The organism is Streptomyces sp. IBSBF 3136, assembly GCF_036815105.1.
Lineage (GTDB): Bacteria > Actinomycetota > Actinomycetes > Streptomycetales > Streptomycetaceae > Streptomyces.
In genome coordinates this window covers 55,353-77,795 of sequence record NZ_JAJSZC010000007.1, presented here as the reverse complement: position 1 = coordinate 77,795, position 22,443 = coordinate 55,353, and the positions used below count along the sequence as shown (strand labels likewise).

The 22,443-nt window shown below is 69.1% G+C and carries 21 protein-coding genes and 1 pseudogene; 10 read left to right on the top strand and 12 right to left on the bottom strand.

Annotated elements, in window-relative coordinates; genetic code table 11:
- Positions 1–9: 9 nt before the first annotated feature.
- The 4 genes from V7E45_RS03010 to V7E45_RS02995 all read left to right on the top strand — a co-directional run bounded on the left by V7E45_RS03010 (position 10) and on the right by V7E45_RS02995 (position 4,274).
- Positions 10–474, top strand: coding sequence for an ATP-binding protein (locus V7E45_RS03010; protein WP_333772471.1), 465 nt, complete (start codon positions 10–12; stop codon positions 472–474).
- A gap of 464 nt (positions 475–938) precedes the next feature.
- On the top strand, positions 939–1,682 hold the full coding sequence (locus tag V7E45_RS03005) for an HAD family hydrolase (RefSeq protein ID WP_333772470.1): 744 nt from the start codon (positions 939–941) through the stop codon (positions 1,680–1,682).
- On the top strand, positions 1,679–4,072 hold the full coding sequence (locus V7E45_RS03000; protein ID WP_333772469.1) for a glycoside hydrolase family 65 protein: 2,394 nt from the start codon (positions 1,679–1,681) through the stop codon (positions 4,070–4,072). Before V7E45_RS03005 ends, V7E45_RS03000 begins: the two co-directional genes overlap by 4 nt.
- A 55-nt stretch (positions 4,073–4,127) precedes the next feature.
- On the top strand, positions 4,128–4,274 hold the full coding sequence (locus V7E45_RS02995; RefSeq protein ID WP_333772468.1) for a hypothetical protein: 147 nt from the start codon (positions 4,128–4,130) through the stop codon (positions 4,272–4,274).
- 16 nt (positions 4,275–4,290) lie between these two features.
- On the opposite strand, the gene V7E45_RS02990 is transcribed toward V7E45_RS02995, so the two are convergent.
- Positions 4,291–4,575: a YidB family protein gene (locus tag V7E45_RS02990; RefSeq protein ID WP_333772467.1), complete on the bottom strand. Its 285-nt coding sequence runs from the start codon at positions 4,573–4,575 to the stop codon at positions 4,291–4,293.
- A 436-nt stretch (positions 4,576–5,011) separates the two neighbouring features.
- Between V7E45_RS02990 and V7E45_RS02985 the strand changes: the two genes are divergently transcribed.
- Complete coding sequence (locus tag V7E45_RS02985; RefSeq protein ID WP_333772466.1) at positions 5,012–6,070, top strand: zinc-dependent alcohol dehydrogenase family protein; 1,059 nt, start codon at positions 5,012–5,014, stop codon at positions 6,068–6,070.
- A 338-nt stretch (positions 6,071–6,408) separates the two neighbouring features.
- On the opposite strand, the gene V7E45_RS02980 is transcribed toward V7E45_RS02985, so the two are convergent.
- The gene (locus tag V7E45_RS02980; RefSeq protein ID WP_333772473.1) at positions 6,409–6,600 is read right to left on the bottom strand and encodes a hypothetical protein; all 192 of its coding nucleotides are present in this window, start codon (positions 6,598–6,600) and stop codon (positions 6,409–6,411) included.
- On the opposite strand from V7E45_RS02980, the pseudogene V7E45_RS02975 reads away from it, so the two are divergent.
- A pseudogene (locus V7E45_RS02975) lies at positions 6,509–7,150 on the top strand (PP2C family protein-serine/threonine phosphatase); the annotation flags it as partial. The gene V7E45_RS02980 and the pseudogene V7E45_RS02975 sit on opposite strands and share 92 nt — an antisense overlap.
- A 430-nt stretch (positions 7,151–7,580) precedes the next feature.
- On the opposite strand, the gene V7E45_RS02970 reads toward V7E45_RS02975, so the two are convergent.
- The 4 genes from V7E45_RS02970 to V7E45_RS02955 form a co-directional block, all read right to left on the bottom strand.
- Positions 7,581–8,402 carry a hypothetical protein gene (locus V7E45_RS02970; protein ID WP_333772472.1) on the bottom strand — a complete coding sequence of 274 codons (822 nt, stop codon included), beginning with the start codon at positions 8,400–8,402 and terminating at the stop codon, positions 7,581–7,583.
- Entirely contained in the window at positions 8,374–9,084 is a 711-nt protein-coding gene (locus tag V7E45_RS02965; RefSeq protein WP_333772465.1) for a TetR/AcrR family transcriptional regulator, read from the bottom strand. Before V7E45_RS02965 ends, V7E45_RS02970 begins: the two co-directional genes overlap by 29 nt.
- A 109-nt stretch (positions 9,085–9,193) precedes the next feature.
- Positions 9,194–10,240, bottom strand: coding sequence for a zinc-binding dehydrogenase (locus V7E45_RS02960; RefSeq protein ID WP_333772464.1), 1,047 nt, complete (start codon positions 10,238–10,240; stop codon positions 9,194–9,196).
- 169 nt (positions 10,241–10,409) lie between these two features.
- Complete coding sequence (locus V7E45_RS02955; RefSeq protein ID WP_333772463.1) at positions 10,410–13,631, bottom strand: bifunctional cytochrome P450/NADPH--P450 reductase; 3,222 nt, start codon at positions 13,629–13,631, stop codon at positions 10,410–10,412.
- Between the two features lie 246 nt (positions 13,632–13,877).
- Here V7E45_RS02955 and V7E45_RS02950 point away from each other — a divergent pair, with 246 nt between their 5' ends.
- Both V7E45_RS02950 and V7E45_RS02945 read left to right on the top strand, forming a co-directional pair.
- On the top strand, positions 13,878–14,531 hold the full coding sequence (locus tag V7E45_RS02950; protein WP_333772462.1) for a TetR/AcrR family transcriptional regulator: 654 nt from the start codon (positions 13,878–13,880) through the stop codon (positions 14,529–14,531).
- A 387-nt stretch (positions 14,532–14,918) separates the two neighbouring features.
- Positions 14,919–16,427 (top strand): MFS transporter, encoded by a 1,509-nt coding sequence (locus tag V7E45_RS02945; protein ID WP_443055912.1) that lies wholly within the window; start codon positions 14,919–14,921, stop codon positions 16,425–16,427.
- 51 nt (positions 16,428–16,478) lie between these two features.
- Here V7E45_RS02945 and V7E45_RS02940 read toward each other — a convergent pair whose 3' ends face one another.
- The 6 genes from V7E45_RS02940 to V7E45_RS02915 form a co-directional block, all read right to left on the bottom strand.
- Entirely contained in the window at positions 16,479–16,718 is a 240-nt protein-coding gene (locus V7E45_RS02940; protein ID WP_333772460.1) for a hypothetical protein, read from the bottom strand.
- Between the two features lie 546 nt (positions 16,719–17,264).
- Positions 17,265–17,609, bottom strand: coding sequence for a hypothetical protein (locus tag V7E45_RS02935; protein ID WP_333772459.1), 345 nt, complete (start codon positions 17,607–17,609; stop codon positions 17,265–17,267).
- Positions 17,610–17,735: 126 nt separating this feature from the next.
- Positions 17,736–18,125 (bottom strand): SsgA family sporulation/cell division regulator, encoded by a 390-nt coding sequence (locus tag V7E45_RS02930; protein ID WP_333772458.1) that lies wholly within the window; start codon positions 18,123–18,125, stop codon positions 17,736–17,738.
- Positions 18,126–18,642: 517 nt separating this feature from the next.
- Positions 18,643–18,963 carry an NIPSNAP family protein gene (locus tag V7E45_RS02925; protein WP_333772457.1) on the bottom strand — a complete coding sequence of 107 codons (321 nt, stop codon included), beginning with the start codon at positions 18,961–18,963 and terminating at the stop codon, positions 18,643–18,645.
- Between the two features lie 40 nt (positions 18,964–19,003).
- Positions 19,004–19,660, bottom strand: coding sequence for an SsgA family sporulation/cell division regulator (locus V7E45_RS02920; RefSeq protein ID WP_333772456.1), 657 nt, complete (start codon positions 19,658–19,660; stop codon positions 19,004–19,006).
- On the bottom strand, positions 19,635–20,048 hold the full coding sequence (locus tag V7E45_RS02915) for a hypothetical protein (RefSeq protein WP_333772455.1): 414 nt from the start codon (positions 20,046–20,048) through the stop codon (positions 19,635–19,637). Before V7E45_RS02915 ends, V7E45_RS02920 begins: the two co-directional genes overlap by 26 nt.
- A 745-nt stretch (positions 20,049–20,793) precedes the next feature.
- Between V7E45_RS02915 and V7E45_RS02910 the strand changes: the two genes are divergently transcribed.
- Positions 20,794–21,012, top strand: coding sequence for a ferredoxin (locus tag V7E45_RS02910; RefSeq protein ID WP_333772454.1), 219 nt, complete (start codon positions 20,794–20,796; stop codon positions 21,010–21,012).
- Positions 21,009–22,403, top strand: coding sequence for an NAD(P)/FAD-dependent oxidoreductase (locus tag V7E45_RS02905; protein ID WP_333772453.1), 1,395 nt, complete (start codon positions 21,009–21,011; stop codon positions 22,401–22,403). Before V7E45_RS02910 ends, V7E45_RS02905 begins: the two co-directional genes overlap by 4 nt.
- Positions 22,404–22,443: the final 40 nt, after the last annotated feature.

The window sequence follows — 22,443 nt, the reverse complement described above, 5'->3', positions numbered from 1 at the left end:
CCAGTGCCCGTGGGGGAGGACGGCACCACGCCGGGCGAGCGGTTGATCCAGACCACGGTGGCCCTGGACGGGGACGGCTCGGTGATCGCCCAGGCCCGTCATCTGGCGGCTGATTTCCTTGCCCGGGTGCAGTCCGCGCACGGTCTGCCGGTCTCTCAGCGGGCGATGGATCTGACCCAGCTGGTCGTCAGTGAGCTGGTCACCAATGCCCGCAAGTACGCTCCCGGTCCGGTGTTGCTGGATTTGAAGATCGCCGGGGATCTGGTGGAGGTCGTGGTGTGGGACTCCGATCCGGTGCTGCCGGTCGCCCGGGCCGCGGACGCGGGCCGGGTGGGCCAGCACGGCTTGGAGATCGTGATGGCGGTCGCGCAGGGCTTCGAGGCGCAGCGTGAGCCGGTCGGCAAGCGCATCACCGCCCGCATCGCCCTGGCCGACGACCCGGGCGGCGCCGTCACCGGACTGCCACCCCAGTAGGCACGGTCAACTCCAGCAGTCGGTCCTCTGCCCGGGACACGTGCCAGTGCGTCCGCCAGGGCCACCTGGCCTGCGCTGAATTCTTCGGGTAGCAACCTCGCCCAAGGCGATGTCGAGGTGGCCCCGTATCTCCACCGTGCGAGGACCTTCCGGGCAGCCGCCGACCTTGCCGACGGGGTGCGACGCGGAACCAGGGTGTTCATCCCGACGATGTCGACCTTCGCCTGGAGGTGGTCGGATTCCCTTCGCGATGGTCGCTCGTCGGCAGTAACGACCGGAGAGAGTCCATGCCCCCACACTGCTCCGCAGGCGGTAGGAGGCACCACCCGCCACGGGCCGATGGACGAGCAGCCCGCATCTCCACCCCCGGGTGGAGACCACCGCGTGGACCGAGCGGGTGCCTTCCCGCGTCCGCGAGAGTGTCTCCGCCCCGTAGGCCGCGGACGGCTCCTAGCCTCGGCGGCATGCTGGGGCTACCTGCTCACGTCCGTGCCTGCCTGTTCGATCTCGACGGGGTGCTCACCCAGACCGCGAAGGTGCACGCGGCTGCCTGGAAGGAGACGTTCGACGACTATCTCCGCGAGCAAGCGGCACGCGAGGGGGCGGCGTTCGTGCCCTTCGACGCCGTCCAGGACTACGACGAGTACGTGGACGGCCGGCCCCGTGAGGACGGCGTGCGTACCTTCCTCGCCGCACGAGGCGTGCGGCTCCCCGAGGGCGCTCCGGACGACCCGCCCGAGGCGGAGACCGTGAACGGGCTCGGCACCCGGAAGAACAACTTGGTGCTGCGCCGGATCCGGGAGGAGGGGGTGGAGCCCTACGAGGGCTCCGTCCGCTTCGTGCAGGCGGTGCGCGAAGCCGGGCTGCGCACCGCGGTGGTGTCCTCCAGCGCGAACTGCCGGGACGTCCTGGTGGCGGCCGGCATCGAGGAACTGTTCGACGAGCGGATCGACGGAGTGGTGGCGCACGAGCGCAGGCTGCGTGGCAAGCCCGCGCCGGACACCTATCTCGAGGCGGCGCGCGGACTGGCGGTGAAGGAGGACGCGGCCGCGGTGTTCGAGGACGCGCTCGCCGGTGTCGAAGCGGGGCGGGCGGGACGGTTCGGTTTCGTCGTGGGGGTCGACCGGGTCGGCCAGGCGGAGCAGCTGCGGGCGCACGGCGCGGATGTGGTCGTCCGCGACCTGGCCGCACTCATGGAGTCGCGGTGATCACCCATCCCAGCTTCACGGTCGAGCCGTGGTGCCTGCGCGAGACCGAGCTGAACCTGGACGTCCTCGCCCAGAGCGAATCGGTGTTCGCCCTGTCCAACGGGCACATCGGGTGGCGCGGGAACCTCGACGAGGGTGAACCGCACGGACTGCCCGGTGCGTACCTCAGCGGCGTCCACGAGCGGCACCCGCTGCCGTACGCCGAAGCGGGCTACGGATATCCCGAGTCCGGCCAGACGATGATCAACGTCACCGACGGGAAGATCATCCGACTGCTGGTCGACGACCACCCGTGCGACCTGCGATACGGGCAAGTGTTGGCGCACGAGCGGTACCTGGACTTCCGATCGGGCATCCTCAGCCGGACCGCGCGATGGGTCTCGCCCGGCGGCCGTACGGTCCGGATTTCCTCGCAGCGGCTCGTCTCCTTCACCCAGCGGGCGGTGGCCGCGATCGTGTACGAGGTCGAGCCGCTCGACGGACCGACCACGGTCGCCGTGCAGTCCGAGCTGGTCGCCAACGAGCAGCTGCCCCGCATCGAGGGCGATCCGCGCGTCGCCGCGGCGACCGAGTCCCCACTGGTGGCCGAGGAGTCCTTCGCGCAGGACACCCGGTTGCGGCTCGTGCACCGCACCGGCCGCAGCGCGCTGCGGGTGGGAGCGGCGGCCGACCACCTCGTCGAGGGACCGGAGAGCACCCGTTGGACCGCGCAGTGCGAGCCCGACGTCAGCCGTCTGACGGTGACCGCGGACCTGGTGCCCGGACGACCGCTGCGCTTGGTCAAGTTCGTGGCCTACGGCTGGTCGGGGGAGCGGTCGCTGCCGGCGGTGCACGACCAGGTGGACGGCGCGGTGGCCGCCGCGGTCAGCACCGGCTGGGACGGTCTGGTCGCGGCCCAACGTGACTACCTGGACCGGTTCTGGGCGGGCGCGGACGTCAAGGTCGACGGCGACGCGCAGATCCAGCAGGCGGTGCGGTTCGCCCTCTTCCACGTGCTCCAGGCCGCCGCCCGCGGGGAGAACCGGGCGATCCCCGCCAAGGGACTGACCGGGACCGGGTACGACGGACACTGCTTCTGGGACACCGAGTCCTACGTCCTGCCGGTGCTGACCTTCACCGCGCCGGAGACCGTCCCCTCACCGCTGAGATGGCGGCACCGGACGCTCCCGGCGGCCCGGGAGCGCGCCCGCCAGTTGGGACTGTCCGGGGCGGTGTTCCCGTGGCGGACGATCGACGGCGCCGAGTGCTCCGCCTACTGGCCTGCCGGCACCGCCGCCTTCCACATCAATGCCGACATCGCCATGGCCGCGGTGCGCTATGTCTCGATGACCGGCGACGAGGAGTTCGAGCGCAACGAGGGACTCGACCTCCTGGTGGACACCGCCCGGTTGTGGCGCTCCCTGGGCCACCACGACGCGCAGGGTGTGTTCCACATCGACGGGGTCACCGGCCCCGACGAGTACAGCGCCATCGCCCGGGACAACCTCTACACCAATCTGATGGCTCGCCAGAACCTGCGTGCCGCCGCGGACGTGGTCACGCGTCATCAGGAACGCGCGGAGGAACTGGGGGTCGACGACGAGGAGGCCGCCGGTTGGCGGGACGCCGCGGCCCGCATGGCGATGCCGTACAACGAGAGCCTCGGCGTGCACGAACAGTCGGCCGGGTTCACGCACTTCCAGCGCTGGGACTTCGACGCGACCCCGCCGGAGAACTACCCGCTGATGCTGCACTACCCCTACTTCGACCTGTACCGCAAGCAAGTGATCAAGCAGGCCGACCTGGTGCTGGCGATGATGGAGTGCCCTTATGCGTTCACCGACCAGGAGAAGGAACGCAACTTCGCCTACTACGAGGCACTGACCGTCCGCGACTCCTCCCTCTCGGCGGCTTGCCAGGCGGTGCTCGCCGCGCAGACGGGTCATCTGCGGCTCGCCTACGCCTACCTCGGCGAGGCCGCGCTGATGGACCTGGACGACCTGGAGCACAACACCCGTGACGGACTGCACATCGCCTCGCTCGCCGGGACGTGGATCGCCCTGGTCGCCGGCTTCGGGGGTCTGCAAAGACACCTCAAGGACGGGAGGGCGGATTTGTTGGGGTTCGCGCCACGCCTGCCCGAGGCCCTGTCCAGGGTGGAGTTCACGGTGGCGGTGCTCGGACGCAGACTTAAGGTGGACATCGATCAGACCCGGGCACGCTACAGACTGGTCGACGGCGACCCGCTGGAAGTTCTGCACCACGGTGAACCGGTGACCGTGACCGCCGGCGAACCGGTGGACCGCCCGGTGCCGCCCGCCCCCGTGCTGCCCGAACCACAGCAGCCACGCGGCCGCCGCCCGGCAGGACGGCCCAGCACGGAGGCCGCCCGGACGGAGCCACAGGACTAGGACCAGGTCCGTCGCCAGGAAACGGATCACTCCGGCAGTCGCCGAGCAGGGGGCCGTGAGCCTGCGCGGCCTGCCCGAGCAGGTGATGCTTGAGTTCCTCTGTGGCGTCCAGCAACGCGACGCGGAGGGCATCAAGCAGCAGGACTTCAACCCGCGGCCGCTCGGCGACCACGTCCGAGCCGAGCGGCTCTCCTCCCTGTGAGCAGAGGTGACCTTGGTCAGGCTTGGTCTGCCAGGGCGGCAGCAGCGAGGGTCTCATCGACCTGTCCGTCAATGGAGATGGAGTCGATGAACGCGGGAAGCGTCCGGCTGAGCTCGGCCACGAAGGTGTCCTTGTCCTGCCCAAGCGTGTCGGCGAGTTCGGCGAGCTCCGCCTCGCCCATGGCCTGGCTGAGCTCCTCGGGGCTGACCGGCTCATTCGGCCCTTGGGCGAGCCAGGACTCGGTCTGGGGCAGGTTCTCCGCCAGGGTCTCGACCGCGATGGTGAGCTTCTGGGGGCTCATGCGCGTCATGCTCGTCGACAGCGCATCGCTTGCATTGTCACGAGAACCCAGCCCCAGCAACGGCTCAGACCCCCAGAGAACTGGCGAGCACCGGCCCGGAGCGAGCCGGGCGCCAAGCGGGCAACGCGACTGGCACGAGCGGGAGCGGGTGCGACGCAATGCCGGGGGGATCGCGGACGCCCACGTCGGTGAGCGACGGATGGAGTTCTACCGCGAGCCGGCCTCCCGCCGGTACCACGGCCCCGCCATGGTGTGCTGCCGTCGGGAATCTTCCCGGGACTGGGCGTAGCGTGAAAAGACGCTCCACATCCGCATTCGGAATCGCCGCGGCGAACAGGCCGGGACCACGGCTCCCGAGCAGGCAGGTCGATGCTGTCCGGAGCGCCGGCCGAGCTCTCGGGCGCCGCGAGACGAAAGGCCACCCATGTCTCCTTCCATGCGCGCACTCGTGGCCGTGAAGGCCGGTGAGCCCGCCGATGTCCTGCGGCTGGAATCCCGACCCGTCCCCACACCGGAGGCCGGTCAGGCGTTGATCCGTGTGACGGCGACTCCGATCCACGCCAGTGATCTGCACGTGCTGCGGGGCCGTTACGGTTTTTCCCTCGACTTCCCCGCTGTCGGCGGCCACATGGAATGCATGGGCCGCGTCGCGGCGCTGGGGCCGGACACCGAGGGACCGGAGGTCGGCGAGCGGGTGGTGGTCGCCGCGATCCCGGCGGTACCCGGCCCCCCTCCGGTCGGCACCTGGCAGGAGTACCTCGTGGCGGACACGCACAAGCTCCTGCCGGTCCCCGCCCCTCTGAGCGACTTCAGCGCCTGCCAGCTCGCCGTCAACCCGCTGACCGCACTGCTCCTAGTGACACGCGAACTCGACTGTGAGCCCGGCGAATGGTTGCTGCAGACGGCGGCGGGCTCCACCGTCGGCCGCCTGGTCATCCAGCTGTGCAGGCATCTCGGCATCCGCACCCTCAATGTCGTGCGGCGACGCGATGCCGTCGCGGAGATCAAGACGTTCGGCGGTGACGAGGTCATCTGTACCGAGGACGAGGACCTCCTGCAACGGGTGGCCGAGACAGCGGGACCGGCCGGCGTGCGCAAGGCCCTCGACTGTGTCGCGGGCCCCGTGGGCGCCCTGGTGTCCCAGGCCCTGGCCCCGGGAGGAGAAGTGGTGGTCTACGGTGCCCTCTCCACCCATCGGCAGACAGACCCGGCGGCGCTGGCGATCCCGCTCAAGGCGCGCTCGGTGATCTACGAGACCAAAGTGGTCCGGGGCTTCTGGCTGAACCGCTGGTTCGGCACCGCCTCACCCGACGTCGCGCTGCACGCGCTGTCCCAGGTACGCGATCTCGTCACCGACGAGGTGCTGACCATTCCGCAAGGCCGGCCGTTCCCGCTCGAGCGCTTCACCGAAGCTGTCTCGCTCGCCGAGGCACCCGCACACGGCACCAAGCCACTCTTCGTCCTCGACGACAGCCACGGCGGACATCACAGGTGAGGAAGTGGCTCGGCCGACGGCAGTGCCTCTGCCCGGGGTCACCGCTGTGAACGCCGAATGGCTCACCGTCTTCCCACCGCCGCCCTTCCGCGAGCTGCCGGCCGCACTCAGGGGCACCGCAGACGGCCAAGGCCCGGCGCACGCGTCGACGTCGGCGCGGCTCCGGAGCGGCGCGTTCCCGCATGGAGAGGCGGGTGGAAGGCTTGGGGTATGGCTTCGCGATCGCCGCGGGACTCTCGGTCTTCCTGGCGGCCGGGTCACGCGCCCGCGCTGATGGTCGTCCCTCTGGGGCTGATCGTCGCGGTGTGTGTGGTGGACGTGCTGGCTCCGCCGCACATTCACCTCGGGCCACTGCTGGTGGCGGCGCCCGCGATCACGGTGGCTTTCGCCGGCGCCCGCGTGACGGCGCTGATGGGAGTGCTCGCTGTGGCGGCCCAGGTGCTGATCGGGTTGCTGAGAGAGGGCCTGCTCACCGCCAACATCCAGGCGCAGATCACCGCCTTGGTCGTCGTCTCGGTCGTCTGCGTCACCATCTGCGTGCTACGGGACCGGCGTGAACGCCAGCTGCACCGGGTGCGGTCCGTCGCGGAGGCAGCGCAGAGTGTGCTGCTGCAGCCGTTGCCCGCCCACACCGGGCCGCTGCGGATCGCCAGCCTGTACATCCCCGCCGAGGAAGAGGCCGATCTGGGCGGAGACCTGTACGCGGCCTCACGGACCGACCACCTCAGCACTCGGCTCCTCGTCGGTGATGTGCGTGGCAACGGCCTGGCCTCGATCAGCAACGCCGCCCTGCTGCTCGGCGCCTTCCGCGCGGCCGCCCATCGGCAGGCCACCCTCCCTCGCCTCGCCGTCCACCTGGACGCCGCGTTCCGCTGGGACACCAGCCAGTGGCGGTCACAGTCGGAGCAGGACACCGACGAGGACTTCGCCACCGCGATCCTGCTCGACATCCCCGACCACCAGCCGGTCGTTCACCTCATCAACTGCGGCCACCCACCGCCGCTGCTCCTGCACGGAACTCGCATCACCCCCCTGACGCCCGAGGCGAGCCACCTTCCGATCGGACTCGGCGGCGCCTTCGGCATCACCGCCTACGACGTCCAGACGTTCCCGTTCGAGGTCGGCGGCCTGCTGCTCCTCCTCCAGCACGCGCAGCCATGCCTCGCTGGTGACGTCACGCTCCGGTGCCTCCGGAGGGTCGATGTGCGCAGTGACGGTCACCTTGTCACCGTCATGAGGCTGTGCCGAGGTCAGCCGCGGCATGTAGGAGGGCAGGTGCTGGACGTCGGAGAGGTAGAGGAAGAGCCGGTCAGAGGGCACATGCACGGTAATGGTGTCGCTGTAGTCACCCATAGCCCACCAGGTCCCCTGACGCGGCATGAACCAAAACCGAACGTTGGTCCCGTCGCCCGGTTCGCGCAATGGTCGTCCGGTATGACCCTGAGGTCCGGCGAACTGCTCGAAGGCAATGGTGCGGGCGGGCCTGGGGCCAGAATGCGGGTGGTGGCCGCTAGCCTCTTCGCCCCGTGCCGGGGTCGCCATGATCATCTGGGGAGTCCCGCTGACTCCTCTCGTCGGCGGCGGAGGTGTGATCATGCTCGTCCAGCAGTTCCAGTAGCGCAGCGTCCGCTCTCTTGCGGTCTTGCTTCGTCAATTCACTCGGCGCATTGCTGTACACGGTGTAGCGGCGGGGATCGATGATATTGGCGGCCCGCAAGGTGAACGTCAGGAGTGGACGCCACCCCCTGCGGTGGCCGACCCTCACATGGATCTGCGCCTTGTAGTCTCGAGCTTCGGGAAGCAGTCCGGAAAAGGGTGCCTCGAACTCGAGGAAGACTTGTTGCGCCTCTCGGCCGGCCACGACGAAGCCGGCCGGTAGCTTCGCTTCCTCATCCGGCCCCGGCTGGAGACGAGACGGCGAGGACACCCACAGGAGAGGCAGATGTGAGGCGGTCTCGTCGGGGAAGCTCAAGATGAGGTCCTGCACGATGATCGGCTTGGGGCCCGTGTTGTGAAGGACGAGCGGAAGTCGCAGGCGGGCCGTGGACGAGTGGACGATCGCTGCGAAGGCATGAGGCTCCCACGCCTTCAGGCGCCCCTGTCTCGCGTTGAGCCACCAAAACGACGCGACGGTGAAGAGCAACGCACATGTCGACACGACACCGGCGCCGGTGAGCGCTGAGGACGCGTTCTGGTTGGCAGCGGCCATCGGCCCAAACACGATTTCAGTCTGCCAGCGCCGGCTCGGGATCGCTAACAGGACTGCGCCGGCAGGCCCCGACCTCGGCGGCGGCCAGGGCGCCTCATGCCCGGCCGAGATGGTCCTGCGCATGCTCGGGGTCTCCCGGACGATGCCCGCGAGGCCACCCGAGGCCCGCTGCCCGACCCTGCCTGGCAACGTCCTGCACCCGCCGGGCCGCCGACTGCGGTGCCACGCCGGCGGCGACGAGGAACGCGGTTGCCGCGGCCTCACCAGTAGGGTCCGCCCACGGGCAAGCGGCATTCTCCTCTGCGAGGGCCAGCATCAGTGCCTCCAGTGCTTGGGCGAGGACGGGTGCTGGAAGGTGGTCCGCGAAGACGCCTTCGCGCTGACCGCGCCGTAGGGTTGCGACGGCTTCCGCGCGGGCCGGTGCCAGGGTGGTGCGGATCCCGTCCTCTCTCGGACAGCGCCGTCCCAAGGCGATGAGCATGCGGTAGTGGTCGCCCACCGTCCATGCCGCCAGCACCATCCGCGTCATCGCCTCGATCGGGTCGGCATCCGCGGTACGGGCTGCGCCGAACGCCTGCCGGAGTTCATCGGCTGCTTCCCGCGCAAGGTCGGTGATCAGCGCATGTCGGCTGGGGAAGTGTCCGTAGAGGGTGCGCCGGGCGACACCGGCCGCCTGCGAGATGCTGTCGAGACTCGCGTCCGGGTCCTCCCGCAGTTTCCGCCGGGCGGTGGCGAGGATGCGTCGGCGGTTGGAGTGGGCATCCTTGCGCTGCGGAGTACGGCCCGGGGTGTCGGTCGTCTGCATGTTTTCTGTCTCTCCACGGTTGCCGGAAAACCGTGTGCGCCGGTGCTCCCTCACGCACCGGCGCCCACTCACCCCTGCCCAGGGTGGCTTGTTGTCCTGCTGACTGGCGTCAGGGGACGAGGATGAGGCGGATCGGGTCGCCGATCTTGTTCTCCAGTCGGTGGACGGCGTCGGCGGCCTCGATGAGCGGGATGTGGTCGGTGATGGAGGGGGCCAGGTCGAGGCGTCCGGCCGCGGTCAGCTGCACCAGCTCGGAGACGGACTCGGGGAAGCCGCCGTAGTGGCCGCGTACCTGCTTCTGCAGGTAGTTGAAGGTCAGGCCCTCGGTGATGGTGAGCGGCCTGGGGGTGATACCGACCAGGATCAGGGAGCCGCCCAGGCCGAGGACGGAGGCGGCCTGGTCGCGGACGGCGGGGACGCCGGCGCAGTCGAAGGCGAAGTCCAGGCCGCGTCCGCCGGTGGCCGCGCGGACCTGGTCGGCGAAGTCGGGCGCGGCCGGATCCAGGGCGTGGTCCGCGCCGAAGGCCAACGCGCGTTCGCGGGCGCTGGGCAGCGGGTCGACGGCGATGATCGGGGCGGCGCCGACCAGGCGGGCGAGGCGCACGTTGTGCGCGCCGACGCCGCCCACGCCCCACACCCCGACGGACTGGGCGGGACGGACGCCCGCGGTGGCGACGACGGCGGCGTAGGGGGTGGAGACCGCGTCGGGGATGATCGCGGCCTGGTCGAAGGGGAGGCTGTCGGGGATGGGTATGAGGGTGTCCTCGCGGACGACCACGTACTCGGCCCAGCCGCCGTCGTAGTCGATGCCGGCGGTCAGCATCTGGGTGCAGGGGCGGCGGCGCACGCAGCCGGCGCACGTGCCGCAGGTCTTGCCGGCTTCCAGGGTGACGCGGGTGCCGACGGTCAGGCCGCGCTTGAGGTCGGGGCCGAGCGTGTGGATGACACCGGAGACCTCGTGGCCGACGGTGATCGTGTCGGAGGTGGCGAACAGCGGGACGAGGGAGCCGTCGATCAGGTGGACGTCGGAGAGGCAGACGCCCGCGGCCTTCACCTCGATGAGGACCTCTCCCGGACCCGGCACGGGGATGGGGACCTCTTCCACGGCGAACTTCTTGCTGTCCAGGTGGAAGCGTCCGGCGAGCATGGTGTCCATGAGGATCTGCTTTCTGTGAGCGGCACCGCCCGGTGGTTCGGGCCATGGGTGCCATGGGTGCCATGGGGTGTCTGACTGGCTTGTGGTGGCCGGGAGGGCGTGCGGGGAGGCAGGAGGTCCGCACGCCTCCCGGCGGCTGGGGGTCGCACGCCTTGACGGCGTGCGACGGTCAGGCGAAGACGTCCTGCTGGTAGCGCTCGTCGGCCTCGAGCTGGGCGAGCCACTGCTGGGCGGTCTCGTCGTCGCTGCCGGTCTTCTGGCGGTGGATGGCGGCGAGGGCCTCGCGGACGGCTGGTGCCATGCGGCGGCCGTCGCCGCAGACGTAGATGTAGGCGCCGTCCTGGATGGCCTGCCAGACCGTGTCGGCGGCGTTCGCGATGGCGTTCTGCACGAACCGGGCCGGGTGGCCGGTCACCGCGGAGTAGGCGGTGTGGATCTGCGCGATGCCGGCCTGCTCCCAGTCCTGCATCTCCTGCTTGTAGAAGTAGTCGTGCTCCGGGTGGCGGCAGCCGACGAAGACCTGGGACAGGCCGATCCGCGTGCCGTCGGCGTGCTGTGTCGCCCGCTCTTCCAGGAAGCCGCGCAGCGGTGCGATGCCGGTGCCGGGGCCGATCAGGATCAGCGGTGTGGTCGGGTCGGTCGGTGGGGCGAATGTCGGGGAGGGCACGCGGACGTAGCCGTAGACGGCGTCCCCGGGTTCGAGGGCCGCGATGTAGGAGGAGCAGGTGCCGCGGTACTGGCCGTCGCCGGACAGGGCCGGCCCCTCCAGCAGGCCGACGGTCAGGCGCACATGGCGCGGGTTGGCCGACGGGGCGGAGGAGATGGAGTAGAAGCGCGGGCGGATGGGGCCCATCATCTCCAGGAAAACCGCCAGCGGCAGCTCGACCGCGGGGAAGCGCTCCAGCAGGCCCAGGACGGAGATGCGCTTGCCGAGGATTTCCCTCTGGTAGCGCTCCTCGGCCTCCTGGGTGTCGGCGGTGTACGCCTGGAGCTGCGGCCGGGTCCACGGGCACTGGGTGTGCTCGGCGAGGGTCTGGATCTGGGAGCGGGTGGCCACGTCCTGCAGCTCCAGGAACTCGGTGAGCAGGATGCCGGCGGTGACGGGGGTGCCGACCGGCAGGTGGGTGCGGCCACCGGCCGGCTGGGCAAGCCGGAGCACCTGGTCGTAGTCGACGCCGAGCCGCCTCAGTGCGCGCTCCACCAGGGCGAGTTCGTTCTTGGCGAAGACGGCCAGGTGGTTGCCGGTGTCGTAGGTGACGCCGTCGGGCAGCTCGAAGGTGATGGACCTCGCGGACGGGCGCGGCGGCTCGATGCTGAAGTCCCACAGTCCGGTCGCGTCGGCCACGAGCTCATCGTTGGCCACCACCGTGAGCGGGTACGCCTGCTCGGAGACGATGGCGGGGCGCACGTCGGACTCGGTGAGCAGCTGGACCTCGTAGCGGGGGCCGCTCGCCTCGGAGGTGTCGGCGGCGTACTCCTCGGCAAGGGTGGCCCACAGGGTGTCCATCCACCGCGTGGCCATGCCGTCGAAGTCACCGGCGGCGTCCGCGATACCACGCTCGATGACCGGGGTGGCGCCGGCGGCCAGCAGGCCCTCCTCGATCCGCTTGGGGAATGCCTGGAAGGTGGCCACCCACTGGGTGTTGCCGGCACCCAGCAGCGCGAACCGCACGTTCGACAGCGAGCCCTCGGGCAGTCCGGCGGCGAGCAGGTCGTCGAAGCGCTGGGCGTTGTCGGGAGCCTTGCCGTTGTAGCTGGCGGCGACGACGGCGAGCAGGCCCTCGGAGGGCAGGTTGTCGCCCAGCTCGTCCAGGCTGATGAGGGTGGTGCCGAAGCCGGAGCGCTCACCGCGGTCGGCGATGGTGCGCGCCAGGTCCTCGCACGAGCCGAGACTGGAGCCGTAGGCGACGGTCAGGTTCACACCGACGCCGCTCACCGCGGCCTGCGCCTGCGTGTCGCCCGTCTGCACGTCCGCGGCGCCGAACACGGTGCGCTCGTGTTCCTGACGGCGGCGGACGACCAGCTCGAAGTTGCCGGGCTTGCGGGTCAGCGCCTCCTTGACGTCCATCTTGTAGTCGGCCGTGTCGGCGAACTTGAACTTCTGCAGCACCAGCGCAAGGACCAGGCGGGCCTCGGTCAGCGCGAACTGCCGGCCGATGCAGGCACGCACACCGTTGCCGAACGGCTTGTAGGCGTGCGGGTGTTGCTTGGCGCGGTTCTCCGGAAGCCACCGGTCGATGTCGAACTCGTCGGGACGGGCCCATGCCTTGGGGTTGGTGTGCAGCGGTTGTTCGAGGATGTTGACCCGCGTGCCCTTCTTCAGCTCGTAGCGGCCGCCGATGACGGTGTCCTCATGCGGCGCCTTGCCGATCAAAGGGATGGGGGCCCACAGCCGCAGGGTCTCCTCCAGGATGCGTGGGATGACGTCCAGCTTCATGATCGTGTCGTAGTCCGGGACCGTGTCACCGGGCATCAGCCGGTCCACTTCGGCGTAGGCCTGGGCCAGGACGTGCGGGTTGCGCATCAGCGAGTAGGTGGCGAACGCCAGCAGGCCGCTGGTGGTCTCGTGGCCGGCGATCAGGAACGTCAGCACCTGGTCGCGGACGTTGTCGTCGGTCAGCGCCTTGCCGGTGTCCGGGTCGGTGGCCTCCAGCATCAGGCCCAGCAGGTCCTCCTCACCGGTGCCCTTCCCCTCGCGGCGCTCCTTGATCACGCTCTCGACCAGATCCTGCATCAGCTGGATGTTCGCGCGGTACTTCTTGTCGTCCGCCTTGCGGAGCTTGGTCATCATCGGCAGCTCCTGCGAGCGCCGCAGCGACTCGATCAGCGTCTCCAGCAGCGCGTTGAGGAAGGGGTGCAGCTCCTCCTTGTCGAAGGAGTCGAACCGGTAGCCGAACCCCGACAGGGCGATCGTGTCCAGCGTCAGCCGGGTGTAGTCGTCGGTGATCTTGACCCGCTTCCCCTCCCGGCGCTCCCACTTGCCCGCCAGGTTCTGGGCGATCTCCAGCATCTGCCCGTAGTAACCCTTCATGGCACGCTGGCTGAAGGCCGGCAGCAGGATCCGGTGCGCCCTGCCCCATTCCTCTTCGTGCTGGTGCGCGGTGAACAGGCCCGCGTTCAAGTAGTCCCGGACATGGGCCAGCGGCGTCTTGTCGATCTGCTTGAAGAACCTCGTCTCGTCGCTGACCTCGGCCACCAGGTCCGGGTCATAGACGAAGACCTGCTCGATGCCGGCGATGTCCATGCCGTAGATGCCCTCGGGGAACTGCTTGGACAGTTCGGCGAAGTACTCGAACGGGTTGGTGTTGGGGATCTGCGGCGTGTTGCCGAGCAGGGGGATCCCGCGCGGGGACCGGATGGGGCGAAGGTCGTTCGCGGAGTGTGTGGTCATGTCTTGCTCCTTTGTGCGGAGAAGGGAAGGGCAAGGGCGTGCTGCGCAGGTCGATGCCGTGGCACCGCACGGAAACATACGTCGTATGGAATTAGTACCGTACGACGTATGGAAGCGTGAGGCAAGTCCGGCCACCCGGGTGGATGCTGTGATTCAGGTCAATTCCGTACGGCGTATGAAACTGGTACCGTACGGGGTATGGAAAAGAAGGTGAGGCGTCCCCCGCGGGGAACGAGGAAGAGGGACGTGCCTCTGACCGAGGCCGGGATCTACGCCGCCGCCCTGCGGCTGATCGACGAGGACGGGGTCGAGGCGCTCACCATGCGCAAACTCGCCACTGTGCTCGATGCGAACCCGATGTCGCTGTACCACCATGTGGCGAACAAGGAAGCCGTGCTGCGCGGCGTGGCGAGAATGGTCGGAGCCCAGTTCCGCACCGTGACGCTTGAGGACGCGCCCTGGCGGGAGCGCGTCCGCCTTCTGGCGACGGATTTCCGGACGCTGGCGCACCGTCACCCAGAGCTGATGGCCTACTCCTTCAGCCACCAGCCGGACTTCATCCAGCCCGACGACCCGTTCTGGACCTCGCTCACCGCGATCGTGGCCGCTGCCGGGGTGCCGCGGTCAGAGGTCTCGGAGATCACCGCGCTGATGGTCGCCGTCGTCATCGGAGTCCTCGCCGCCGAACTCAACGGCTCACTCCACCAGTGGTCGACCCTCAAGCCCCCCGGCTTTGACGACGGTGAAGAGGGGGACGGGGATGCGGACCCTGACTCTGCGGACGTAGTCCCAGAAGGCCCTGATCAGGACCATATGTTCCGCCTCGTGATGGACACGCTGATCACGGGCCTGGAAAGCCGGTTCACCGGCGATCGGGACGGCCGGGACACCGGCCTTTGAGCCACACCTCTTGAGGCGCTGCGCCGCAGGCAGGCTCCTGAGCCGCGCCTCGTAGCCGGGCGATCTCGGGCTGCGACACGCGGGAGCCACCCCCCCCCCCGTCACATCGGGGAACGCCGCCCGGCGGGGTGGTTCCACAGCCTCTGCACGGCAGCCGTATGGTGCCGACCCGTGAAATGACCTTGTAGCCGAGCTCCTTCCCCAAGCGGGAGATCGCTGGCCTCGTCGAGCCGCCTCCTCACCCATCCGTTCACCGAGGCGGCCGTGCCGCCCCGTAGTACTGCCGCGAGCGCGAGGTGGCGCCCGTGCCGGACGAGCCGTACCTGCTCTCGACCGGTTCTTCTCTCTTTTCCGCCATCCCTATCCGCTGTCCGGAGGGCTGCCCCCATGTCCCAGAACGCCACCGCCGCTGCTCGCGGCGCCGAGACCGCACCTGAGGATATGCCCGAGCTGTCGCACCAGCGGCGCTGGTGGATTCTGCTGGTCGTTTCGCTGTCCATGCTGATGGGTGTCCTCGACGGCACCATCGTGAACATCGCCCTGCCGTCCGCCCAGCACGACCTCGGCTTCTCCGACGCCGACCGGCAGTGGGTGGTCACCGCCTACGCGCTGGCCTTCGGCAGCCTGCTGCTGCTCGGCGGCCGCATCGCCGACCTGGCCGGGCAGAAGGTGACCTTCCTGGTGGGTCTGGCCGGCTTCGCGGCCGCTTCCATGGTTGCGGGCGCGGCGAACGGCTTCGACGCGCTCGTCATCGCGCGTGCCGTGCAGGGGCTGTTCGCCGCGCTGCTGGCGCCGTCCGCCCTCTCGATCCTGATGACCACCTTCACCGATCCGCGCGAGCGGGCGAAGGCTTTCACCGTCGCGGGCTCGATCGCCGGTGCCGGTGGAGCCATCGGCCTGATCCTCGGTGGGGTGCTGACCCAGTACTTGGACTGGCGCTGGACCATGTACGTCAACGTGATCTTCGCGGTGGTGGGGTTCGTCGGTGGCGCAGCCCTGCTGCACCGCACCCCGCGCGACACGTCCTCCAAGCTCGACGTACCCGGCACCCTGCTGGCCTCCATCGGCCTGTTCTGTCTGGTCTACGGATTCTCGAACGCCGAAACGCGCGGCTGGGGTTCGTCGGCAACGTGGGGCGTGCTTGCGGCCGGTTCCGTACTGGTGGCCGCCTTCGTGTGGTGGCAGAACAGGGCGGCGTATCCGCTGCTGCCCCTGCGCGTCCTGCTGGACCGCAACCGCGGCGCCTCCTTCGCCGCCCTCTTCGTCACCGGCGCGGGCATGTTCGGCGTGTTCCTGTTCCTCACCTACTACCTGCAGCAGAGCCTCGGCTACAGCGCTCTGAACACCGGCTTCGCCTTCCTGCCCATGATCGTGGCCTCGTCGTCCGCCTCCGCCGTGGCCAACAACGTCCTCGTGGCGCGAATAGGACCGAAGCCGGTGGTCCCGCTGGGCATGACCATTGCGGCCGCCGGGCTGATCTGGATGACCAAGCTGGACCTGAACAGCGAATACGTGACACAGGTACTGCCCCAGCTGGTGCTCGTCGGCATCGGGCTGGGCACGGTCATCGCGCCCGCCATGAGCCTGGCGACCTCCGGCGTGGCGGCAACCGATGCCGGCGTCGCCTCGGCCGCTGTCAACACCCTGCAGCAGGTGGGTGGTTCCATCGGCATCGCCCTGCTCAGCACGATGTCATCCGGCGCCGCCACCGACTACCTCTCCGGCCGCAATCCCAAGGACCCCGGCGTCCTGGCCCAGGCCGGCCTCGCGGGCTACTCCACGGCCTACTGGTGGTCGGCGGCCGTCTTCATCACCGGCCTGATCGTCACCGCCTTCCTCTACCGCCGGGGTGTGCCCCGGCAGAACGAGAACGCCGCACCTGTCGTGCACATGTAGCGGGCCAGGTGCCGCCCCAAGGGTCCGGCCCCACACCGCCTGGCCGGACGCTCAAAGGGCGTACTCGACGAGCTTGCTCTGGGCCGGCCACGGCCGAGGCTGGAGTTCCTCTTCGACACTGCCCGCACTGCGAGCGACCTGCTCTTGCGCGCTGTCCTCGCCCGCCGTCCGCGGATCCGCTGGATCCTGACACACGGCGGAGGTGTGCTGCCGCTGCTCGCCGACCGGATGGACCTCTTCCGCACCCACGTCGGCGGCGGCGTCGTCGACGGGCCGAGCGCCGTCGAGCAACTCGGCCGACTCTGGTACGACATGGCCGGCACGCCATTCCCGCGGCAGGTCCCGACCTTCGGCGCGCGGCCTTCGGCACCGAGCGTCTCCTCAATGGCAGCGACTACCGTTGTACGCCCATTGACGCGGTGCTCGCTCAGGTCACCTCCATCGCCCCGGCGGTGCAGCCGTCCGCCACCGTCACCTGGCGGTACCTCACCACCCGTAATGCCCGCCGCTTGTCCGACACCGACGCACGGTGACCGCCCGACCTGAAGGATCGGTCGTGAGCAAGTGGGTCTGACGTCCGCGGTCGTCACGGCAACACCGCGGTCCGGGTTGCTGGGGCGGCTCTGCCGTCAGCCGGCGGAGCCGCGGCTGATCCGCCACAGCGTTCTGGTCTGCGAGGTCACCGACTTCAGCAGCACGCGGCCTCACCGCTCGCTGGGGCCGCCGAGACTGTCCGCAGGCAAGTCCACAAGACGACGTTACGCTGCACCGGCGTGTACAGCCCGTCAGGGTTCGGGGAGCGGGGCCCAGCGAGCGCACGGTCGGCGTTGAAGCCGCTCACTCAAGCGAGATCTTTTCATCGGAGCAGCCGCCCGACCCAGTAGCCGTCCATGAGTCGAGCAGTTCAGCAGGCTCGGCCAGCACTCCGGCTGACCGCAACTCGGCCGTCGTCCACCAGCGGGCTTGCGAGGCGAGCGCGAAGCCGACAAACGGCTGCCAGACTTCCGCTGCAGGGCGCACCGCGACGACGTAAACGCCTTCAGGTTGGTCTTTGCGGCAGAGCCTGCCGAGGAGCGGCGAGCTACCGAGCGCGGGAAGGTGGGCGATGCGACGCAGGTAGCGGGTTGCCGCGTGGCGGCTGGTCTCACCGGGGCGGGTCGGCCGCGGAGTCGCGGCGAACATCCTGACCGAGGCTGGCTTCGGCCCGGCCGCCCTCGACACCGCGACTGTTGACATCCACTCACCCTGGCGGTGAACACCGAGGCGCAGACGTCTCTGTGCCTGCCTGAGGTCGCACCATGCCAGGACTCACCCTTCGGCGAGGAAGTGCGCCAGCAAGCGGTCGAAGTCACTGTGGCCGAGCTCGGCCCCCCGGGGCACCACTGCCTCCGTTTCCTGCAGGAACGCCTTGAATTCCTGCGCTGGGGCCTTGAGCAGGGCCGTACCGGACGGCGGGTTGAGAAGGATGTACAAGTCGCGGCAGCCCTCCTCGCCGGTGGGCCATATGCGAACGTCTCCCTCGCCAGCAGGGCCCTCCAGGCCGTCGATAAGCAAATCGCGCCCGATGATCCATTCCACCAGCTCGTCGCTGTCGACATCGGTGGTGAATGCGGCATGGACCACATAGGGATCACTCGGCTCGTACCGAAGATTCATGATCACGGACAAGGACGTCGCATGCACGCCGACAAGCTTCACAGGTAGCCCCTGGATCACAGTTCTCAATGACTTCATTGGGTCTTACTCCTGGTGCTTCGAGTCATCCGGGGAGGGCCACCGGAAGGGCTGTCGTCGACTTCAAAGAGGCTGCATAGAGACGCGGTTACTGCAAGGACCGGTGGCGGTCGGCACGAGGACACCCGCATGAGCAGTTCTTCGTGCCGTCGCAAGGGCGCCCGGCCGACGGGAGCAGGCGAGGCCACTCCTTCGGCCGGGGCCATCACGGAGATGTGGCCAACGGTGGCTGCCGGACAAGGGGGCGCCCTTGGTCTCAGCGATCGACTCTGTACCGGTCGTGGTTGTAGTGAACCGACTCGTCACGGTCCCTACCTCGACGCCTACGCACTTGACCACACAGGTGCCCTGCTCATGTGGGTCGGTATCGATGTCAGCCAGGGCCGCCACTGGTGGGTCGCCGTCGACGTCACCTGCACTACCATCGCAGGGCCGTCGGATACCGGCCCTTCTGGCCGCGTCACTCGTCGCAGGCCGATCGTCAGCGCAAGGAAGAGTCCTCGGTGGGCGTCAGCAGGGTCTCGTCGAGGCCGACGATCTGGCTGATGTCGAAGCCCTCCATGTCCGCGCGGAATTCAGGACTCGACAGGTATGCCTCCAGCCGTTCCTGTACGTCGTCGGCGTCCTTGTAGGAAACGAGGGCGTACAGCCGGGGAGTGTCGCTTCCGGGCGCCGTCCAGACGCCGTGTGTGGTGATCCGGTGCTTGGCCATACCGGGAATGTGCTGGGCCCAGATCTTCTCGTAGGCGGCGAGCGTGTCGGAACTGCGCAGGGTGTAGACGCGAAGTTGGTACTGGGACATGACACTGGTTCCTTTACTTCTGAGCATGGATGATCGGCGGTCAGCCTCGGGAGAGGAGGTGTGCTAGTTCGGCATCCCAGTCGATGAGTCCGGACTCGGTCCCTCGTGGCACCAGAGCCTGGGTGTCCTGAAGGAAGAACGAGATGTCCTGCACGGGGACCTCGAGCAAGGCGGTGCCTGCGGAATTCCCGAGGGCGATGTAGATCGACTCGTCACCCCGCCCTGTGGCCGACCAGATCCGGATGTCCGCGTGGCCTGCGGAACCCTCCAGACCGTCAGCCAGAAGATCCCGCCCCAGGACCCATTCGACCGGCTCGTCACAGTCGACGAAGAAGGCGGCACGGACGACATAGGGATCAGCGGGCTCGTAGCGCAGACGTACGCATAGGGGCAACGAGTAGTCGTGCGAGACGACCAGCTGCACGGCCACCCGCCGCTCTACGACCTTCAAGGACTTCTTCATCGGCTTCCGCTCCCGGGTATGGCTCGGCGGTGCCTCACACCGGCCTGTGGCGAAGAGGCAGCGCGGGCGGAGGCGGTACAGCAGGGCGTGGGCGCCGACCGGCACCTGCGCACCGCCGGGGACGCCGCCCCCGAGCGCCAGACGAGTCCCCGCCGCCGGGAGGGACAGGGCCGAGGGGCACTGCTTGCGCTCATGGCCGATACCCGTCTTACCGGGCGTCGCGGCCCAGGTCATGGTCGTGCCTGCCCCCGCCGTCGTGCTCGTAGCGGTTCGCGTCGTGGCGGTAGGTCCTGTCGGACGTCCAGCCGTGTCCCTCGCCCTCCCAGCGGTAGAAGTGGCCGTCGCGGTAGTAGAGACCGTCGCAGTCGTGCCGGGTCGAATCGGTGCCGTGGTCATCCTGGTGCCAGCCACGGGTCTCGTCGCAGGAGTAGCCCCGCTCGAGCAGGTAGCCGACACCGTGGTCCCAGCTGTGATCAGCGGCCACGGCCCCGTCGGTCGGGTTCTGGGCGTGCGTGGACGCAAGGGGCGCGGCCGAAGCGGTGCCACCGGCACCGAGGACGGCGACACCGGCGACCGCGACGGAGGAGACAGCGAGGGCGATGCGCTTCGTGAGCTTCTTCATGATCTTTACTTCCCGAGGGTGTGATCTGCGCCAATGGCGCTTCTGTCAGGCGATGTACGACTCCCGGTGCGGTCCGGGCGAGCATTTCCGTACGCCGTATGGAAGTGCCTTCTCATTGGTACCATACGACGTACGGAAATGTCGAAGTGACGAAGGTAACCGGTCTACCGGCTGGCACGAGCGCCAGCGGATGCCGCTCCTCAGGGCGACGGCCAGCCGCCGCGGGCCCCCTCGGCACGCCGGCACTCCTTGCCTCGGCCGCGGCGGTCTGTATCCACCCACCGCACGCGCGAAGACGCGGTCGGGTTGGCCGGACGGCGGTCGGGACCTGGTGATCGGTGGCTTCACCGGCTCGGAGATCGCCTCCGCCAGGAGAGTGAGGGCTCGGAGTCCACGGGTGCGTCCGGTTCGCCGCGTGTGGCGGGTTTGCGATCGCCGGAAGGCGGGATGACTATGGCTTTAGTGGGTGAAGACGGGGGCGCACCTTGATGCCGACACCGTCGATGCAGCGCCCCCTTCTGGTTACGCTCACGCTCACAGCCGACACGCGTCACCGTGAAAGAAGCGGCGCGGCGAACAGGACCGAACCTGCTCACAGGACCGAACCTGCTCATCGGACAGGCTGGTCGGGGCGACGGGGCATCCTGACCCGTCGACCGACGGAAGGCTTGAGAGACCGACCCGAGCCTTCATGACCGGGTCGATGGTTGCCGTGGGGCGGAGGCAGAGCGGAAGGAGCCTGCCCATGCGGATCGTCGTGGACCTGAATCGCTGCCAGGGATACGCGCAATGCGTGTATCTGGCGCACGAGGTCTTCAGATTGAACGGTCAGGAGGCGCTCACCTATGAGCCGAACCCCGACGACGAGCGGCGCCTGCAGGTCGAGCGAGCGGCTGCGGCGTGCCCCGTGCAGGCGATCATGATCGAACGTCTGGACGGCGCGAAGCGGGGCGAGGCGTCATGACCCTGCCGGCAACGGTCGCAGAGCTGGTGCGCGAGTTCCGGGCCGGCGGCCGGATCGTCATCGTGGGGGCCTCACTGGCCGGGCTGCGGGCCGCGGAGGCCCTGCGCGAAGCGGGCTTCACGGGTTCTCTGACCATCATCGGGGACGAGCCGTACGAGCCCTACGACCGTCCCCCGCTGTCCAAGCAGGTACTCAAGGGCTGGGTGCCGGCCGACCACACCAGGCTGCCCCGCATGCGAGAGGTGGATGCGGACTGGCGGCTCGGGGTGGCCGCCGTCGGGCTGGACCGGTCCACCAAGCATGTGCGCCTTGCCGACGGTGAGCAAGTGCCGTACGACCGGTTGCTGATCGCCACGGGCACACGCGCGCGCCAGTGGCCGAACCCGGCCGAAGCCGCCCTGCACGGGGTGCACGCGATTCGCTCGCGCGATGATGCGGAGCAGTTGCAGAAGGAGATGGCCGAGCCGCCGTCGCGGGTTCTGGTGATCGGCGCCGGATTCATCGGCTCGGAAGTGGCCTCTGTCTGCCGGGAGCTCGACATCCCGGTGACCGTCGTCGAGCGGGGTTCGGCGCCGCTGGTCGGCGCGCTCGGCGGGGTGATCGGGAAGATCGCCACGCAGATGCAGCGCGATCACGGCGTGGACCTGCGCTGCGGGCTGGGCGTGTCCTCGCTGGAGGGCGACTCCGGAGGACGCGTGCGGCGGGCGCACCTGTCCGACGGCAGCACTGTCGACGCCGACGTGGTGGTGGCCTCGTTGGGGTCGATCCGCAACGTGGAATGGCTGGACGGCTCCGGGCTGGCGGCCGGATTCTGGGGCGTAGGGTGCGATGCCGGTGGCCGGGCCTTCGACATCAATGGCGTGGTCACCGACAGCGTCTACGTGGCAGGCGACGTGGCGCGTGCGCCGCATGTGCTGTACGAGTACCAGTTCCTTGCGATGGAGCACTGGGACAACGCCGTTTTCGGCGCGGAGGTAGCGGCGCACAACATGGTGAACCTGGAGCCCCACTATCGCCCGCATCTGCTGCTTCCCGGCTTCTGGTCCGGTCAGTTCGGCGTGAACATCAAGTCCGTCGGCGTGCCGCCCTTCGGTGACGAGATCGTCTTCACCCAGGGGTCCGTCGAGGAACGCCGTTTCGCCGCCGCCTACGGTCACCGGGGCCGGATCGTCGCGGCCGTCACTTTCGATCACGGCAAGTGGCTGCAGTACTACGGGAAGCTGATCGAGCAATCAGGTCCGTTTCCGCCTCCGCCGCCGGGCTGGGACCAGCCGCCCGAGACTAAGCCGATGCCGGCCGAGTTTCCGGACCCAAGGGTCCCGACGGCGATTCCCGACGTCGTCCTGACCGGACACGCCCCGAGCGAGCGGACGGCCGAGTTCCGGCCGTAGCGTCACTGACGCGCGCGCCGCCCGCCGAGTCAAGCGTGCA

Bases quoted from the DNA above. Each gene is read 5' to 3' on its own strand.
- V7E45_RS02960 (WP_333772464.1), bottom strand. From the start codon at position 10,240: ATGGACACCATGCTCGCCGGACGCTTCCACCTGGACAGCAAGAAGTTC.
- V7E45_RS02935 (WP_333772459.1), bottom strand. From the start codon at position 17,609: ATGTTCGCCGCGACTCCGCGGCCGACCCGCCCCGGTGAGACCAGCCGC.
- V7E45_RS02945 (WP_443055912.1), top strand. From the start codon at position 14,919: ATGTCCCAGAACGCCACCGCCGCTGCTCGCGGCGCCGAGACCGCACCT.
- V7E45_RS02970 (WP_333772472.1), bottom strand. From the start codon at position 8,402: ATGCGCAGGACCATCTCGGCCGGGCATGAGGCGCCCTGGCCGCCGCCG.
- V7E45_RS02915 (WP_333772455.1), bottom strand. From the start codon at position 20,048: ATGAAGAAGCTCACGAAGCGCATCGCCCTCGCTGTCTCCTCCGTCGCG.
- V7E45_RS02985 (WP_333772466.1), top strand. From the start codon at position 5,012: ATGCGCGCACTCGTGGCCGTGAAGGCCGGTGAGCCCGCCGATGTCCTG.
- V7E45_RS02955 (WP_333772463.1), bottom strand. From the start codon at position 13,631: ATGACCACACACTCCGCGAACGACCTTCGCCCCATCCGGTCCCCGCGC.
- V7E45_RS02905 (WP_333772453.1), top strand. From the start codon at position 21,009: ATGACCCTGCCGGCAACGGTCGCAGAGCTGGTGCGCGAGTTCCGGGCC.
- V7E45_RS02965 (WP_333772465.1), bottom strand. From the start codon at position 9,084: ATGCAGACGACCGACACCCCGGGCCGTACTCCGCAGCGCAAGGATGCC.
- V7E45_RS02925 (WP_333772457.1), bottom strand. From the start codon at position 18,963: ATGTCCCAGTACCAACTTCGCGTCTACACCCTGCGCAGTTCCGACACG.
- V7E45_RS02910 (WP_333772454.1), top strand. From the start codon at position 20,794: ATGCGGATCGTCGTGGACCTGAATCGCTGCCAGGGATACGCGCAATGC.
- V7E45_RS03005 (WP_333772470.1), top strand. From the start codon at position 939: ATGCTGGGGCTACCTGCTCACGTCCGTGCCTGCCTGTTCGATCTCGAC.
- V7E45_RS02990 (WP_333772467.1), bottom strand. From the start codon at position 4,575: ATGAGCCCCCAGAAGCTCACCATCGCGGTCGAGACCCTGGCGGAGAAC.
- V7E45_RS02920 (WP_333772456.1), bottom strand. From the start codon at position 19,660: ATGACCTGGGCCGCGACGCCCGGTAAGACGGGTATCGGCCATGAGCGC.